A 15762-nucleotide genomic window follows, 5' to 3' on the forward strand; every position below is an offset into this window, starting at 1 on the left:
CCCGATTTGCCATTATCCTGCCGCGCAATTTCGTAACATTGTTTTTTCCGAGAATTTAAGGCAGGTAAGCTGGAATCTGGGAGTAATAGGTTAAGCATCAAAACCCTGAACATGGGCTCCGACGTGGAAAAAGATCGATTTCTCACATTATTTCTGAGACACGAGCGCGAGTTGGCGGCAATCGCCAGGGCTTCGCTGCCCGATTGGAATGCCGTGGACGACGTCTTGCAGGAAGCCAGTCTGGTCATGTGGAGAAAGATCGATCAACTCCAAGCCGACGACGAGTTCATTCCCTGGGCACGAATGGTCTTACGGTTCGAGGTGCTGAAATATCGCCGTAGTTGCAGCCGTGATCGACTGCTATTGGACGACGATCTGGTGGCCTTGATCGCAATCGAAGCCAAAGACGAGACATCCGAATACGTCCAGGAACAACGTTCCGCGATTCGTGCCTGTCTGGGCAAATTCTCGGCGGAACATCAAAAGCTTTTGCTGGCCCCATACACGCGTGAAGAAGCCGTTAAAGAAATGGCGGAAGCCGCCGGAAAGACGGCCAACAGTCTTTATAAGCGTCTGGGACGCCTACGAACGAAACTGCACGACTGCGTTCGGATGCAACTGGAAACCGCGTCATGAGCAACGAACCGTCCAAACCGACCGATGAATTGATCGAGCGTTACTTCCTCGATCCACAGTCCTTATCCGATGCCGAGCAAGCGACACTCGTTCGCGCACTGCAGGAAGACCCCAGCGTGCGCAGTCGTTTTCGCGTTGCCGCATTCATCGATGCGGAACTGCGATTCGAGTCGAGCGGCGAAGAGGCTTCCCCGTCATCGATCGCACCTTCATCAACTTTCGGAGATGCCTGGCCGAAGTGGATTCTCGCGATCGCAGCTTCCCTGTTAATCATTGGCATCTTGGGTTATTTCAATCGGCCAACCGGCCCACAGCAATCCCAAGAGCCGATTGCCGAGAAGCAAACTCCACCAACCGAACCGGAAGCGGTCACCGTAATCGCTCGACTCGACGTCGGACATAATCAGCGGTTCGAAGAAGGCTTTGCCCCAAATGGCAGCGAATTCCTGAAGGGCGAATACCACTTGAGCGAAGGGGAAGTCACGCTGACGTTCCAAAACGGCGTGGCTGTCTCGCTCGAGAGTCCGGCTCGCTTTTCGATCATCGACCCCATGCGCGTGCAACTCGATCATGGACGTGCTCGCGCCATCGTGCCGGAGTCGGGGCATGGGTTTGTTATCGAGACGTCCACGATGGTCATCGAAGACCTAGGTACCGAGTTCGGCGTGGTCGTCGATGACGAGCAAAACCAGGAACTCCATGTCTTTGCCGGAGAAGTACGTCTTCACGAGAAGGACTTGCCGCCAGAACTCCTGACTGAAAACTCGGCACTTGCCTGGGGTACCAACACCAAGCGTCGCTCGATCACTCCCGACGATCAGGCCTTTGCCACCAGTATGTCGATAGGCTACAAGCGGTGGCTCGACCACAGCTTGAAGCTGCGACAAGATCCGGCCACTCTGTTCTACTTCGACTTCGAAACCGACTCGCGCACAAGTTCAGAAGTCATCAATCGAGCTACGACTGGTATCGTCGACAATGGTCAACTTACCAGCGGTATCTGGGCGACTGGCCGTTGGCCGGAGAAAGGCGCGATGCTCTTCGAGAACACGGGAGATCGCGTCGAACTCAATATCCCTGGCAAGTACAACCAGATCACCATCATGGGCTGGGTGCAAATCAACCGGTATGACTTCGCCTTGCAAACCGTGTTCAACTCGATCGACTATTCACCCGGCCAGCATCACTGGAACCTGACGCGCGGTGGCTCTCTGCGAATGGGTCTCTCCAGCCAATACGACCTGACGAGCACCGAAACGCTTCCTCGCAATCTTTGGACGCACGTTGCCGCTCAGGTTGATGCGGAAGCAAAGCAGTCGGTGTATTACATCAACGGTAAAGAAGTTGGCCGAAAGAACTGGAACCAATCAATCCCTATCCGATATGGTCCAAGCTCCATCGGGGCCTGGGGACATACCAACCGTGCCGGTGAGGTCGTGTACAGCCGCGACCTGCGAGGCCGCATCGACGAAATCGCTCTGTTCAGTCGCGTTCTGTCGGCTGACGAGATTCGTGAGGCCTACGAGGCTGGAAGTAACTTTCAATAGTTATTTAACTTGTTTCGCATCCCGCCGCACATTTTGGAAAATATGAATATACGAAATCGCGTAAGGTCTAGTCGTGTTCAGACGCTATAGTTAGTATGAACTTGCGCTTCTCACGTGATCCCACCTAAACCAATCCTTCCGCAACAGTTCCACAGCCCTCGGTAATTAGGATCCCATGCGTAAAACAATCCTCTCGCTTGTTGTTTGTCTTGGCCTGTGCTGGTCAGGGCAAGGGTATGCCCAGACGTTGCAGCTAGAAAAGGGAGATCACATCTCCATCATCGGCAATACGACCGCCGACCGCATGCAACACCACGCCTGGTTGGAAACGTTCATTCATGCGACCCATCCAGAACTGAATCTGACGTTTCGCAACTTGGCCTTCCCAGGCGACGAGTTGAAGGTTCGTCCACGTGAAGACAATTTCGGTAGCCCCGATCAATGGCTCGCGAAGAATCAGACCGACGTCGTGTTCGCCTTCTTTGGCTACAACGAGGCACTCAAGGGACCTCAAGCGGTTGACGGATTCAAGAAGGACTTGGCCGAAGTCATCGACGGGATGCTGGCCCAGAAATACAACGGCAAGTCGGCCCCTAAGATCGTGATGTTCTCTCCAATCGCCCACGAAAACCTCTACAGCCGCCACCTGCCTGACGGCTCGAAGAACAATCCAAACTTGAAGCTCTATACCGAGGCCATGGGCGAAGTATGCCAGGCCAAGGATGTCTTGTTTGTCGATCTTTTCACTCCGTCGCAGAAGCTATACGCCGACGCCGAGAAACCGCTCACGATGAACGGCATTCACTTGCTGGATCACGGTAACCGAGCTATCGCCGAGGTGATTGCAGGCCAACTATTCGGCAAGCCGGTGCCTGATGCTGGTTTGGATGCAATCGCCAAGCTTCGCGATGCCGTACTTGAAAAGAATTACTATTGGTTCAGCCGGTATCGCGTGGTCGATGGTTACAACGTTTTCGGTGGCCGTTCTAAGCTAGCCTGGTTTGGTCAATCCAACGCCGACGTCATGCTCCGCGAGATGGAAATCTTTGACGTCATGACCGCCAATCGCGATCAGCGCGTGTGGGCCGTTGCCCAAGGGGGCGATCTGGAAGTCAAGGACGACAACATTCCAGAAGAATTGGTCGTTAAATCGAATCGCGACGGCGACATGGCCGACGGCAGTTTCTCGTACCGAACCGCCGAAGAAGGCCTGAAGAAATTGGAGATGCACAAAGACCTGCAAGCAAACGTCTTTGCATCCGAAGAGATGTTCCCCGAACTGATCAACCCGGTTCAGATGGCCGTCGATCCCAACGGCCACTTGTATGCTTCGGTCTGGCCCAGCTATCCCCACTGGAATCCGACCGAACCTCGCTTGGATCGCATCGTCTGCCTTCCCGACGAAGACGGAGACGGCGTTGCCGATCGTTGCGTGATCTTCGCGGACCAGCTGAACAGCGTCACCGGATTTGAATTCTGGGGAGGCGGGATGATTGTCGCCGCACTGCCAGAATTGTGGTTCCTGAAGGATACCGACGGCGACCTGAAAGCCGACGTCAAGATTCGTATTCTGCAAGGCCTTTCCAGTGCTGACTCGCACCACTCGGCCAACGCCATGCTGCTTGGACCGGATGGTTGGATCTACTGGTCTCGTGGTATTTTCAACGTGGCCACCATGGAAACGCCCACGAAAACTTATCGCTCCACGCAAACTGGCGTGCATCGTTTCAATCCACGAACGTTCGAGATGGAATTCCATTTCCCGATCGGTCCAAACCCGCACGGTGACGTGTTCGACCAATGGGGTTACCAGTTTGCCAACGACGGGACTTCCGGTACCGGTTCGTACGTCGACATTGGTAAAGGGATTGGCAATAAGCAGTGGTTCGACAAACGCGTTCGGCCTGTTGCCGCCACCGGTCTTTTGGCCAGCAGCCACTTCCCGGAAGAGATGCAAGGCAATTTCCTGATCTGCAATTGCATCGGTTTCCTGGGCGTTTTAAATCACAAGATCCAATACAACGGATCCGACATCCGTGCGACCGAAGTCGATCCGATCCTTGTGTCGTCCGACCCTAACTTTCGCCCTAGTGACGTCGAGATTGGTTCTGACGGTGCGTTGTACGTTGCGGACTGGGCCAATGCCTTGATCGGCCACATGCAGCACAACATGCGTGATCCTAACCGCGATCATCAACACGGACGCATCTTCCGGGTCACCGCGAAGAATCGCCCGCTCATCCAGCCGGTTCGTCTGAAGGACAAGCCGCTGGCTGAAGTGCTCGCCGCGTTCTACGCGAAGGAAAATGCCACGCGTTATCGTGCCCGCATTGAATTGAGCGGCCGTGACTCGGAAGAAGTTCAGACCGCCATCCAGCAGTTCGTAGCGGATAAGGACGTCAACAATCCAGACGACGCCCAGGCAATGCTCGAATGCTTGTGGGGTCTTGAAGAACACCGCATGCCCAATATCGATCTAGTGAAAACGGTCTTCCAGGCAAGCGAACCACGTGTTCGCGCGGCCGCCATACGTACGCTTGGCCACTGGTCCGATTCGATCGATGGCTGGGAACCAACCCTCGTCGCTGCCGCGAGCGATGCCTCGCCGCTGGTTCGCGCCGAGGCGATCAAGTCCGCAGTCGAGTTTACAGGGCCAACTGCCGCGGAAGTCGTCTTTCAGGCCGCTTCCAAGGAAATGGATCCGGAACTGACTCGGCTGCTGCAGTACGCTCAGAGTCGGATCGACGTCGACACCATGATCGCCGAAGCGATTCGCTCCGGTCGAAAGCTTTCGCCTGCGGCGACCAGCTACGCGTTGGAAAAGGCCAGTTCCGATCTCCTCTTGAAACTCGACCGTACGGATGAGGTTTACACGGCGATCCTGAGCCGTGGTGGAATTGCTCCTAAATATCGTGAAGAAGCGATTTCAGTTCTGGCCACCAAGAACAATCGTTCGCCGTTGGGTGAACTGATTGCCTGGATTTCGACGGCGGAAAACAAGAACCTGCCGAGCCTGAACGATCTGGCAGGCATGCTCCCTCAAGCAAAACAGGCCGAACTCTCCAAGTCGCAAGACCTGCTGGAAAAGCTGGCCTCGACTACCAATTCTTCGGTCGTGCGGCGGGCAGTCTATACCAGTTGGATTCAAAGCGGTGGAGCTGAAGCAGCCTGGGCGCATGCCTCGCAGGCCCCGGCCCAAATGGCAGACCTGCTGCAAAGTGTTCGCTCGATCAGCAAATCGACCGAAGCCGCTCCACTGTACGCCAAGATCCGTCCGCTCATGTTCGAGTTGCCGGCCACCTTGCGACCGGAAAGTGGTTCCACTGCAAGTGATGGACCCGCGGTTGCGTTCGACTACTACGAGCCCAATCCGGCCAAGAACGTGGCGATTGAAACGCTCAATGCGACCAAGCCGAAGTTCTCAGGCCGCATGGCAAACTTCGACAAGTACGTCCCCAAGGGACGCAAAGATGCGTTTGCCACCAAGCAAACGGCTTCCATCGTGGCTCCTGTCGCTGGCGACTACAAGTTCTACATCGCCTCCGATGATGGTTCCCGCGTCTACGTGAACGGTAACCTTCTGATCGACAACGACGGCCTGCATGGCATGGTCGAGAAGGGGGGCAACGTCAACCTGACGGCCGGCACCCACGAGATCGTCGTCACCTACTTCGACAACGGTGGCGGTGACGGTCTTCGCGTGAGTTGGGAAGGTCCCGGCATCAAGAAGCAAGCGATTCCCACGTCCGCGCTTCGCGCGGCTGGACAAGCGGATCTACGTCTTGCCGCGATCCGAGCCATCACGTCGTGGCCAGGTCACCAAGACGAAAAGATCGCCGACTTTGCCAAGCTGTCGCAGTCGGACGGGCTTTCGTCAGCCGGTGTGAATGCGTTGACCAGCGTTCCTCCTGGTGCGGTTATCGAGAAACTTTCACCTGAAGACCAAGCGAAAGTTTTGGCGACTCTCTTGATTCAAGCCAGCGAAGCAACGCCGGTCCAGCGTCAATCGAAACAGTACGCCAAGGTTCTCGATCTCGGGGAAGCCCTCGTCGCCAAGAGCACGGCCAAAAATAGTGGTTCGCTCAATCGAAAGCTTGTGGATCTCCGTAACAGCATTCCCGTCACGGCTGATCCGAAGGTGATGGCGATGGGCAAAGAGATCTTCCTTCGCGAGAGCCACTGTGCGACATGTCACCAGCCGCACGGCCAAGGCATGCCGAACCTGTATCCGCCGATCGATGGAACTCTCTGGACGAATGGATCGGAAGACCGTTTGATCTCCATGGTCCTGGACGGGATGCATGGCACCATCGAGGTGAAAGGGAAGACTTACAGCAGTCCTCCACTGCCGCCGATGACAGGCTTCCGCCAACTGTTGAACGACGAAGAAGTTGCCGCCGTGCTAACCTACGTCCGCAATTCCTGGTCGAATCGTGCCAAGCCGATCACGGCGTCACAGGTTGCCAAGATCCGAGCGATCGACCGCGGAGACGCCACCTTCTGGCACGTCAATGACCTGATGGCCAAATTTCCTCTGGAAGATGGGCGCAAGCCCATCGAATCGACCGGAGACGGTTGGGTTCCCAAGTTCGTCAAACAATGGAAGTACGAAGACCTCGATCCGAAGAAAGTTTCCGCCAGCAAACGCAACTTCGTCGTCGGTCAGGTTTACTTCAATCGCCTTGGTTGTGCTCAATGTCATCAGATCAACGAAAAGGGGGGCAACTTCGGTCCTGACCTGACCCGCTTGGGTACCGATAAGGCAACCGCCGAGCATATCCTGGAATCGATCGCCGATCCCGCCAAGAAGATCGACGAGAAGTACCAGATGCAAACGATCCTTACCATCGACGGCAAGGTTGTCTCCGGAATGACGATCGCGGATCGACCCGATCGCCTGGTGCTACTCACCGATCCCGAGCAGCCTGATAAGCCGGTCACGGTCATGAAGGAAGATATCGAAGAGCAATCCAACACGGCTTCCACGATTATGCCAGGCGGTATGCTGAACTGGCTGACCGAGGAAGAGATCTACGACCTTGCCGCGTTCGTCTTGGCGGGCGGAGACGAGAAGCACAAGCTCTTCCAAGACAAGTAATCGCTTTGATTACTTCCTTTGAAACCAACCAAGGGCCTGCCGCGTATCTCACACGGCAGGCTCTTTTCGTTTCAGCCTACGACCAATCGCGCTTGCTGCGGCGACACGGTAAACGTCGCGATGTTTCCGCTGTTGAATTCAATGAAGTCGTCTTCAACTCCGTCGGAGAAGATCACCCCTTCGGTTGGCATTTGCGATCCGATCACCAGTTCATCTTCGTCATTGAGGATCCCCATGACGTGCTCCGCACCGGAATGGCGACTGACAAAGGGCTCGCGCACCGTCCACATCAATTGACGATCTTTGCGATCAATGGTGAGGGGACGAATCTGGCCTCCGCCGGCAAACCGGCTGACGCCAGCGGCCATGTTGAAAATCGAAGACATCCAGCCGGTCGCCCCGGCCCCGGTCGAAATCAACACTCCGCTGGATGACTGAGCCTCGCGGGAATGTTGAACGTCGAGCGTGTACCGTGCCGAAGTGTGCGACTTGCACCCCACGAAGAAATCGTTGAACGCAAGCATACGCTGCCCACTGATCGTATTGACCTCAGCCAAAGTGACTTTGTCGACCCGGTGACGCTGCTTTAACACCCGCTGGATCGCGGCTCTGGCTTCGTTAATTTGAAACGGCAGCAATATGCCGTCGTATTGGGAAGGATCTGGGTTCACGCCAATCACCGGCAGGTCACCCACGTACTTTGCCACGTTGGCTACCAGCCCGTCTTGCCCCAACACCACGACCGCCACGCAGCGACCGAAATCGAAGTTTGGCAGGTAAGAGCGATCAATCTCCCGAACAGGAAACCCGAGGCCCGATAGATCGCGAAGAACGGTCCGGACCGCGGCCTGGTAGCGTTGATCTTCTTCCTCGTAGGCATCGCGATCGGTCAACGCACTGGCCGAAGCGATCATGGCATCGACATCATCGTCATTGATCGAGATGCCCTTCTTCGCGCGCGACTTTCTGCGTCGTTCAACCTCATGATCGACTGCGGCATCCAATAGAAAGTCGGCTTGATTGGCGGTTCCCCACCGCTGTTTCAGCCCTTGCATTCGCGTGTTGCGTGTTACCAGCACGATCCAATTTGAAACCAGTCCCATCGAAACATCTCCTACGAGCTACGTCGCCGCTGCTGCTTGGGACGGTCGTCGCTTTCCCCCGAATTCCCCAGCAACGTCGCCAGAAGTTCCGGCGAGATGTTCAAATTGCCAACCTTCTCGGCGTTGTCGGCCAGGTCGCGGAATGCCAACGCAATCATCTGGTTGGCATCGATCCCGCCGGGCGAAGCGGCCAACAGGGTTCGCCAATCGATGTCCTTGATCGGCTCGAGAATCGCCTTCAAAGCATCGGCCTTGGCCTGCGACTCTTTCCGTTGATTCTCGATCGCACGATCGACCAACGTGGCCCGTTCCTGCTCAATCGCGATGTCGGCTGCCAGCTTGGTTTCGCGGACTTGTCGCTGCTTCTGCTCAACGGCGATCTCGGTGTTCAGTTCGTTTTCCTTGATCTGACGTTCCAGTTCCACGGCCGTATTACGACGAGCGTAGATGGCTTCGTCCGCTTCCAACAGCAGTTTCTCACGGGCCTCGGCCTGTAGAGCCTTGGCCATCTCAGGCGTTGCTTTGATCGACAAGACCGAGAGGTTGATCACTTCCACGCCAAGCATCGCAACGGCAGGGGACTCGGCCAGCTGAGCAAAGACCTGTTCGACCAGTTCGTCACTGCTGACCAACAGCTCGCGCAGCGTCTTCTTGAGCGTAAACGCCCTGGCCAACGTCTGCGTGGTGTGAATGAGTCGATCATTCAGCTTGGTAGGGTCTTCCGAGCGGTACCTCCCCCATGCGTCGGTGCTGAAATCCAAAATCGACGCCAACTTGCCGGGGCTATTCACCCGCAACGTCAGCTCTCCTTGGATCGTTGCATCTTGAAAGTCGGACGTGACTTCATTGAACACGAACGGCACATCGGTACTTGCCAGTGGAATTTGTACCAGCGTGGCATTGGGTGAGAAATAAAAGAACGAAAGCCCGGCCCCTTCACACACCGGCTTCCCACCGCGAAAGAGCATGACATGCGTCGACGGAGGGGCCTTGATGTAGCTGATCCCGAACATGATGTGGTTCCTTCAAAGAAAAGAGATGCCGGGCTCAAACTCGTCCGACAACCTTAGTGTATGAGATACACCTTTGAAGGTCAACAATTTTGTTCGAGATATTTGGCGGTGCCTTCGCGGAATAAAGAATGTCTATCGCATACCAGTAAACTACCAAGCGGACTTCAAACGATGCACCTTGAAAGAGCGGATCAACTCGTTGCCAGGGGACCGAACTGCCACGGTCTTATTGTTCGGATCGATATCTGCGTTGAACGTCGCGACGTACTGACCTTCGCTGGTAAACAGTTCCAGCGAGGCCCTATCGACCAGCACGCGAAGCTTCACGACGCCATCGATCGGCGGTGCTGGTACCGGGTGGTTCTGGTAATGAACCGCACCATCTTTATACGTGAGCTTTTGACCTCGAAGATTGATCGAAAGCTCGGTGTTGGCGTCGGCCTCGAAGGCAATGCTGAAGTCGATCAGTTCGGCCTGGAATTCGCTTAGCTTGCCTGCGGCAGACTTGACGTCGGTTTTCTCCAGAGCGATTTCTTCTTCGTAGAGACTTTCAATCTCCTTCACAGGCCAGCGAAAGAGCCGAACGCCGTCGACTGTCGTTCGCAGCTGCATCGTTTGAGGGAAGCTCATCTGTTGGTGGAACGGCATGTCCTCGCGCCGAAACGGCGTGTTCTCGCCTCGCATCCAGCCGATGATCACCGACCTTCCATCAGGACTGTCATTGAATGTCTGGGCGGCGTAGAAGTTCGGTCCGTAATCGCCGCGGTGCACGGCCTTGTCCGTCGTGAACTCTGTGCCGTCAAATTCACCGATTTCGTACTCGAAGCTGGCATCGTATAAGACCCACCTTTTATTGCTTTCGTCTCCATCGACCGGCAAGTGGACCATGTCCATGCATTCGAACACCCAATCGCGATCAAACTGGCTCACCTCCGTCCATGTCTTCAAATCATCCGAATTGAAGAAAAGAACTCGTCCCGGCTTGGCCTGCTTGACCCACAGCACCATGACCCACTTCTGCGTTGGCTCGTGCCAGAAGACCTTGGGGTCACGTTCGCCGGGGTCGTACCCTTGGTTCGGCACGATCGGCTTGCCGTCGTTCCACAACTGAAACGTACGACCACGATCGGTGCTGTAGGCCAGCGCCTGATAAAACGGATGCCGGGCAAAGGTAAACGCGGCGGCTATCGTCTTGGTATCCCCTTCTTGAACACCAAGACTGTTGTTGTGATCGACGACCGCCGTCCCGGAAAAGATCGTCCCGTCGTCGTAGGGCAAAATGGCATGGGGCAATTGCTTCCAATGAACCATGTCTTTGCTGACCGCATGCCCCCAGGTCATATTTCCCCAGGCATTCGAGACCGGGTTGTGTTGGAAGAAAAGATGATACTCACCGTCCAGAAATACCATTCCATTGGGATCGTTGAGCCAATGCTTGAGCGAGGTGAAATGGAACTGCGGACGATAGGTCTGATCGTAGCCAACTTCCTCGTACGACGAAAACGTCTGTAGATTCGGACCTTTCGAAAGCTCTTCCGCCGGAATGCCTAAACTTCGGTTACCGGCGTGGATGTCGTCCACATTCACGTGGCCCCAGCCACCGGTCCGCTGATCGACGATCTGCAGGACGCCACGCTTTCCGATCAAATCGTGCACATCCCAATACACTCGCTGGAGGTGCTCGCTACCGCCAGGCTTGCGGTTGGGTCCTGTCGCGGTGCGCACGACCTGTCCATCGACGAGCAAGTTCATGCACGTCTCGTCTTCATATCCCCCACCTCCAATGAGAAAGTGAAAGTAGGGCTGTTGGATCTTGATCGGTGGCGAGGTCAGCCGGCCTGTGCTTCGGTCACCTCCGAGAAACGTGTTGACCAGTTGCTTCCCCTCGTAACCACTGACGTCCATCTGACCACTCAGGGCACCTGAAGCTGGCTGCGTCCCGAACGCTTCCCCTTCAACCTTCCAGTCTCCGTACGATGCCCCCTCGAAGTCCGCGATGAGCACGTCAACGCGCGGCTTCTCATCCGCCGAGACCAGGCATGGAAAGAGACACAGTAACAGGACAGCGCAAGAGAATTGCCCGGTGTGGTTTCGATTCATGGCGAGGCCTCGCTTCGGTGGGAAAAGACCGCAGCATACAAGAAGAAACGCCGAAGTAAACCTTCGGCGTTTCGCGTTCTTCAAATTGTCGAGGAATCTCAACCGACTTATACTTTCGCGGCGTCGGGAATCTCAAATCCCTTGCGATTGGGATCCTTGAGAAGCTTGTTGGCAACCTCAGCATGATCGCCGGTGTGGCGTTCCGTTTCGGGATCGAAGGTCAGCGCTGGACCGACGGTGTACTTCTCGTTGTCTTTGACGCCGACCCCTTTGGACATGATCTCATGCAGACGGCCGAAGTGTTCGGCAGCATCTTTGTTGTCGCCGAACTTGCCCGCTTTGGCGTTGAAAGGAACTTCTTCGCCCAAGCGATACGAGTTGTTCATCAAGTGCCCCAGCACGCAGGCATAGTGAGCATCGTGCACGTTGCCGTTGGCCATGCTTGGGTCACCCGCGCGAACGGCCGTGATGAAGCTTCCCCAGTTGCCGCCAGGGGTGACGTCACCACGATCGACCTTCACCTTTTCTCCCTTGTCGCTTCCCTTGGGATAGTAGACCCCACGTACGATACGCCCGCCGTCTTCAAAGTAGTATTCGTTTTCGACCTGGTGTTCGTATCCCTTGTAGTTCACGTTGCGAACGTTGAAGAAGACGTACTGGCCGTTGGGATACTCGGCCATGGCGAACATCGTATTCGGGGTTTCGCCTTGATCACCCCATTGGAATCGTCCGCCGATCGCCATCGCGCGAACTGGGTGCGTTTGATCTTTATCGATGGCCCAGCGAGCAACGTCCAGTTGATGGGTGCCCTGATTGTTCAAGTCGCCGTTGCCTGTCTTCCAGAACCAGTGCCAGTTGTAGGGGTGATAGTTGGCGTGGAACTCTTCGATTTCCGCAGGCCCGCGCCACAGATTCCAATCCAAGTTCTCAGGCGGCGACGACACCTTATCAAAACCAATACCACCACGCGGCTTGCAGCAGTAACCGTACGAAATCTTCAGCTTGCCCCACTTGCCTGCCTGGATCGCTTCGTGCAGACCGGCGATTCCCGAGTCACTGCGGCGCTGCGTACCGTGTTGAATCACCACGCCGTACTTCTTCTGCGCTTCCACCGCGACACGACCTTCCACGACGTCGTGGCTCATCGGCTTTTCGACGTAGACGTGCTTACCGGCCTGGGCCGCCCAGATCGTGATGAGCGAGTGCCAGTGGTTAGGCGTCGCGACCGAAATCGCATCGAGGTTCGGATCATCGAGTGCTTCACGCACATCGCGAACCCCCTTCACTTTGAACTTGCCGTTGGCTTTCTCTTGAACAGCCTTCACGGTACGAGCGAGGACCTTTTCATCGGGATCAATGAGATAGGCGATCTCGACATTGTCTTGGCCAAACCAGCCATCGATGTGACTCTTGCCGCGACCATTCAGGCCAGCGACCGCAATGCGTACTCGATCATTCGCTCCGTCAACGGCACCTGATGCGGCGGTTCCGGTAAGAATCAGCCCCGCACTAGCGGCGGTCGACTGCAGAAAGGTACGACGATTAACCAACGTCATGGCAAGCTCCGTGAATGGAAGAGGAGGAACAAGTAGGGAAGGACATGCTCGAAAGCATGTTCAATGCAGGTGAGCCCTATTCTGACCATTCTGCATCATTGCGTCAAATTTCCGTTTCTGCGCATAAGTGTAAGGTGATCGGCGAAAAACGGTTCCCCGACTCTTTTTCAATTGACCGATCCATCAAATCCGATCTAACATAGGGCATCCCACCCACATTGGGACCCTGCCACCTGTCCTACCTACTGCCCTCACCCTGCCAAGTGATGATGATTCGACAGCTAGTTCATGTCACTACCTGGACGTTGCTTCTCAGTTTATGGTTGCCTGCGACCGTAATCGCTGAGCCAGCACATCGACCGTTTTCTGAAGAGATCGGTCCGTTCCTGCAAAAGCACTGCGTGCATTGCCATGGACCTGAGTCGCAAGAGGGGGACTTCCGCGTCGATACCCTTTCCGAAGATGTCGGAGCCGCCAATGCCGTCAATCGCTGGCTGGAAGTGATCGAGAAGGTCAACAACGGGGAAATGCCTCCGGAAGACGAGCCAGATCGTCCTTCTGCCGAACAAGGTGCCGTGGTTGTCGAGTGGTTGGCCGCTCGCATTGAAGAAGGGCGTTCGGCTCGTATGGCCAAGCGTCAGCCTGTTTCCTTTCATCGCCTGACCCGTGTGGAATATGCCAACACGGTCGAAGATTTGTTAGGCGTTCGCTATGGCGTGGCCGATCCTGGTGGGCTGAACGAAGACGCCGAGTACCATGGCTTCGATCGCATCGGATCGGTGCTCTCCCTTTCCGCTTCCCATGTCGAAAAGTACTACTCGGCCGCCGAGGCGATTCTCGACGAAGCATATCCTGATAAGCCGATCGAGAAGACGATCGTGCGCAAGACGGCACTTGATCTGCGTGGAGGGCCAAGCTCCGAGCAGCGAAAGCAACTCGAAGAACAAGGGTTGGCCGATAAAGTCCGCGTCGACATGTGGCCCGGCCATCAACTGCGTGGTGGTCGTCCCGGACCAGGCGGCGAGATGGTCAAGAACGGTGGCTACTTCAAAGTCCGCTTGCAAGTCAGCGGCATGAAACCGCCCGGTGGTCGAGCACCTCACCTCACCTTCTACGCCGAAAAGATCGATCGACTGTTGTTCGAGCAAGACATTCTCGCTCCGGAAGGTAAGCCTACGATCGTCGAGTTCACGTGCCACCTTCCGCCTGGAACGACTACGTTTGACGTGACGAACGATGTCCCTGGGCCCTCGAATTTGCCGCGTTCAGGTCGCTCTGGTGCGATTCCCTTCTTCAGCCTCAAGCAAGGACGCATTCCTTGGCAAATCAAGCTGACCGATGAAGAAGGCGTGCCCCTCTATCCATTCCTGATCGTCGACTGGATCGAATGGGAAGGCCCGATCATTACCGACGAGGTTCGGGCGAAGCGTGCCCGGTATATGCCGACCGAAGAAGGCAACGTCGATCAGCTTCGCCAATGCATCACGCGTTTCTGCGGAGATGCCTTCCGTCGCCCGGTTTCCGACGCCGAAACTCAGCGTTATGTTGCCATCGCTTCCCAGGAACTGGAAGCTGGAGCAAAGCTGCAAGATGCCATGAAAACGGCAATGCTGGCCGTGATGTGCTCGAAGGACTTTCTATTCCTCGTCGAAGGGGACTTCCAGAAGCCAACCGACCGCTTGAACGACTTCGAGATCGCCAATCGTCTGTCGTACATGCTCTGGAGCACCATGCCGGACGAAGAACTGATGTCCCTAGCCCACGAAGGCAAGCTCCAGGACAAGGCGATTCTGAGCCAGCAACTCCAACGCATGCTGGCTGATCCACGCGCGGCTAAGTTTAGCGTCGAGTTTCCACGTCAGTGGCTGCAGATGCATAAGCTCGGCATGTTCCCACCGGATCAGAAGCTTTACCCGGACTACGATCCTCACTTGGAACGCAGCATGCGAGGCGAGACGTCGGCCTTTTTCCAGGAAGTGTTGGACCATAATCTGAGCCTTGGCGAGTTCCTCGATTCCGACTGGACCATGGTGAATCCGCGTCTGGCCATGCATTATGAAATGGACGGCATCGAACGTGACGAGTTTCAACGCGTCGCACTCGATCAAGATGACCACCGGGGTGGTCTTTTGACCCAGGCTGCTATCCTGTCGTTGACATCCGATGGTACACGACATCGCCCCGTGCATCGCGGCGTGTGGGTGATGGAATCGATCTTTGGCAAGTCCCCCCCTCCTCCGCCGGCCAATGTCGACCCGATCGAACCCAACCCGGTCGATTCTCCCAAGGCGACCATCCGGATGAAGCTGGAAGCCCACAAGCACGATCCCAATTGTGCGGCCTGCCATCGCAAGATCGATCCGCTGGGCCTGGCCTTTGATAACTTCGATGCAATCGGTCAGTGGCGGACCGAAGAGGTCGTTCCGTCTGGCACCGGAGCGAATCCTAAAGTCGATTCCAGTGGCGTGCTGCCTGACGGCCGCGAGTTCGCCGGTCCGAAAGAGTTCCGCCAACTGCTCTTAGCGAATATCGATGACTTCAACCACACGTTCATCAAAAAGCTCGCTACCTATTCCCTCCGCCGCACGATGACGATCGACGATCGGGATGATCTCGAAGCCATCGCGGCCCAAAGCCGTGCCGACGAGTACCGCGTGCGGGATTTAGTTGAAACGTTCGTTCTGTCCGACCTTTTTCAGAAACGGTGAC

The 15762-nt window shown here is 55.9% G+C and carries 8 protein-coding genes; 4 read left to right on the forward strand and 4 right to left on the reverse strand.

The features are described from left to right. The first annotated feature begins 123 nt into the window (after positions 1-123). The 3 genes from Pan97_RS18425 to Pan97_RS18435 all read left to right on the forward strand — a co-directional run bounded on the left by Pan97_RS18425 (position 124) and on the right by Pan97_RS18435 (position 7281). The gene (locus tag Pan97_RS18425; protein WP_165698838.1) at positions 124-636 is read left to right on the forward strand and encodes a sigma-70 family RNA polymerase sigma factor; all 513 of its coding nucleotides are present in this window, start codon (positions 124-126) and stop codon (positions 634-636) included. Beyond that, positions 633-2183 (forward strand): LamG-like jellyroll fold domain-containing protein, encoded by a 1551-nt coding sequence (locus Pan97_RS18430; RefSeq protein WP_144975109.1) that lies wholly within the window; start codon positions 633-635, stop codon positions 2181-2183. Before Pan97_RS18425 ends, Pan97_RS18430 begins: the two co-directional genes overlap by 4 nt. Before the next feature lie 175 nt (positions 2184-2358). Continuing rightward, positions 2359-7281 carry a DUF7133 domain-containing protein gene (locus Pan97_RS18435; protein WP_144975111.1) on the forward strand — a complete coding sequence of 1641 codons (4923 nt, stop codon included), beginning with the start codon at positions 2359-2361 and terminating at the stop codon, positions 7279-7281. A gap of 71 nt (positions 7282-7352) precedes the next feature. Here the strand turns inward: Pan97_RS18435 and Pan97_RS18440 are convergent, their stop codons facing one another. The 4 genes from Pan97_RS18440 to Pan97_RS18455 all read right to left on the reverse strand — a co-directional run bounded on the left by Pan97_RS18440 (position 7353) and on the right by Pan97_RS18455 (position 13053). Further along, positions 7353-8384, reverse strand: coding sequence for a diacylglycerol kinase catalytic domain-containing protein (locus Pan97_RS18440; RefSeq protein WP_144975113.1), 1032 nt, complete (start codon positions 8382-8384; stop codon positions 7353-7355). A gap of 11 nt (positions 8385-8395) precedes the next feature. Further along, positions 8396-9397, reverse strand: coding sequence for an SPFH domain-containing protein (locus Pan97_RS18445; protein WP_144975115.1), 1002 nt, complete (start codon positions 9395-9397; stop codon positions 8396-8398). A 150-nt stretch (positions 9398-9547) separates the two neighbouring features. Continuing rightward, positions 9548-11497 carry a glycoside hydrolase family 32 protein gene (locus tag Pan97_RS18450; protein WP_144975117.1) on the reverse strand — a complete coding sequence of 650 codons (1950 nt, stop codon included), beginning with the start codon at positions 11495-11497 and terminating at the stop codon, positions 9548-9550. A 107-nt stretch (positions 11498-11604) separates the two neighbouring features. Further along, the gene (locus Pan97_RS18455) at positions 11605-13053 is read right to left on the reverse strand and encodes a Gfo/Idh/MocA family protein (RefSeq protein WP_144975119.1); all 1449 of its coding nucleotides are present in this window, start codon (positions 13051-13053) and stop codon (positions 11605-11607) included. Positions 13054-13319: 266 nt separating this feature from the next. Between Pan97_RS18455 and Pan97_RS18460 the strand changes: the two genes are divergently transcribed. Beyond that, entirely contained in the window at positions 13320-15761 is a 2442-nt protein-coding gene (locus Pan97_RS18460; RefSeq protein WP_144975121.1) for a DUF1592 domain-containing protein, read from the forward strand. The last annotated feature ends 1 nt before the right edge of the window (position 15762 follow it).

The sequence above is a fragment of the Bremerella volcania genome (genome assembly GCF_007748115.1).
In the GTDB taxonomy this organism is placed as follows: domain Bacteria; phylum Planctomycetota; class Planctomycetia; order Pirellulales; family Pirellulaceae; genus Bremerella; species Bremerella volcania.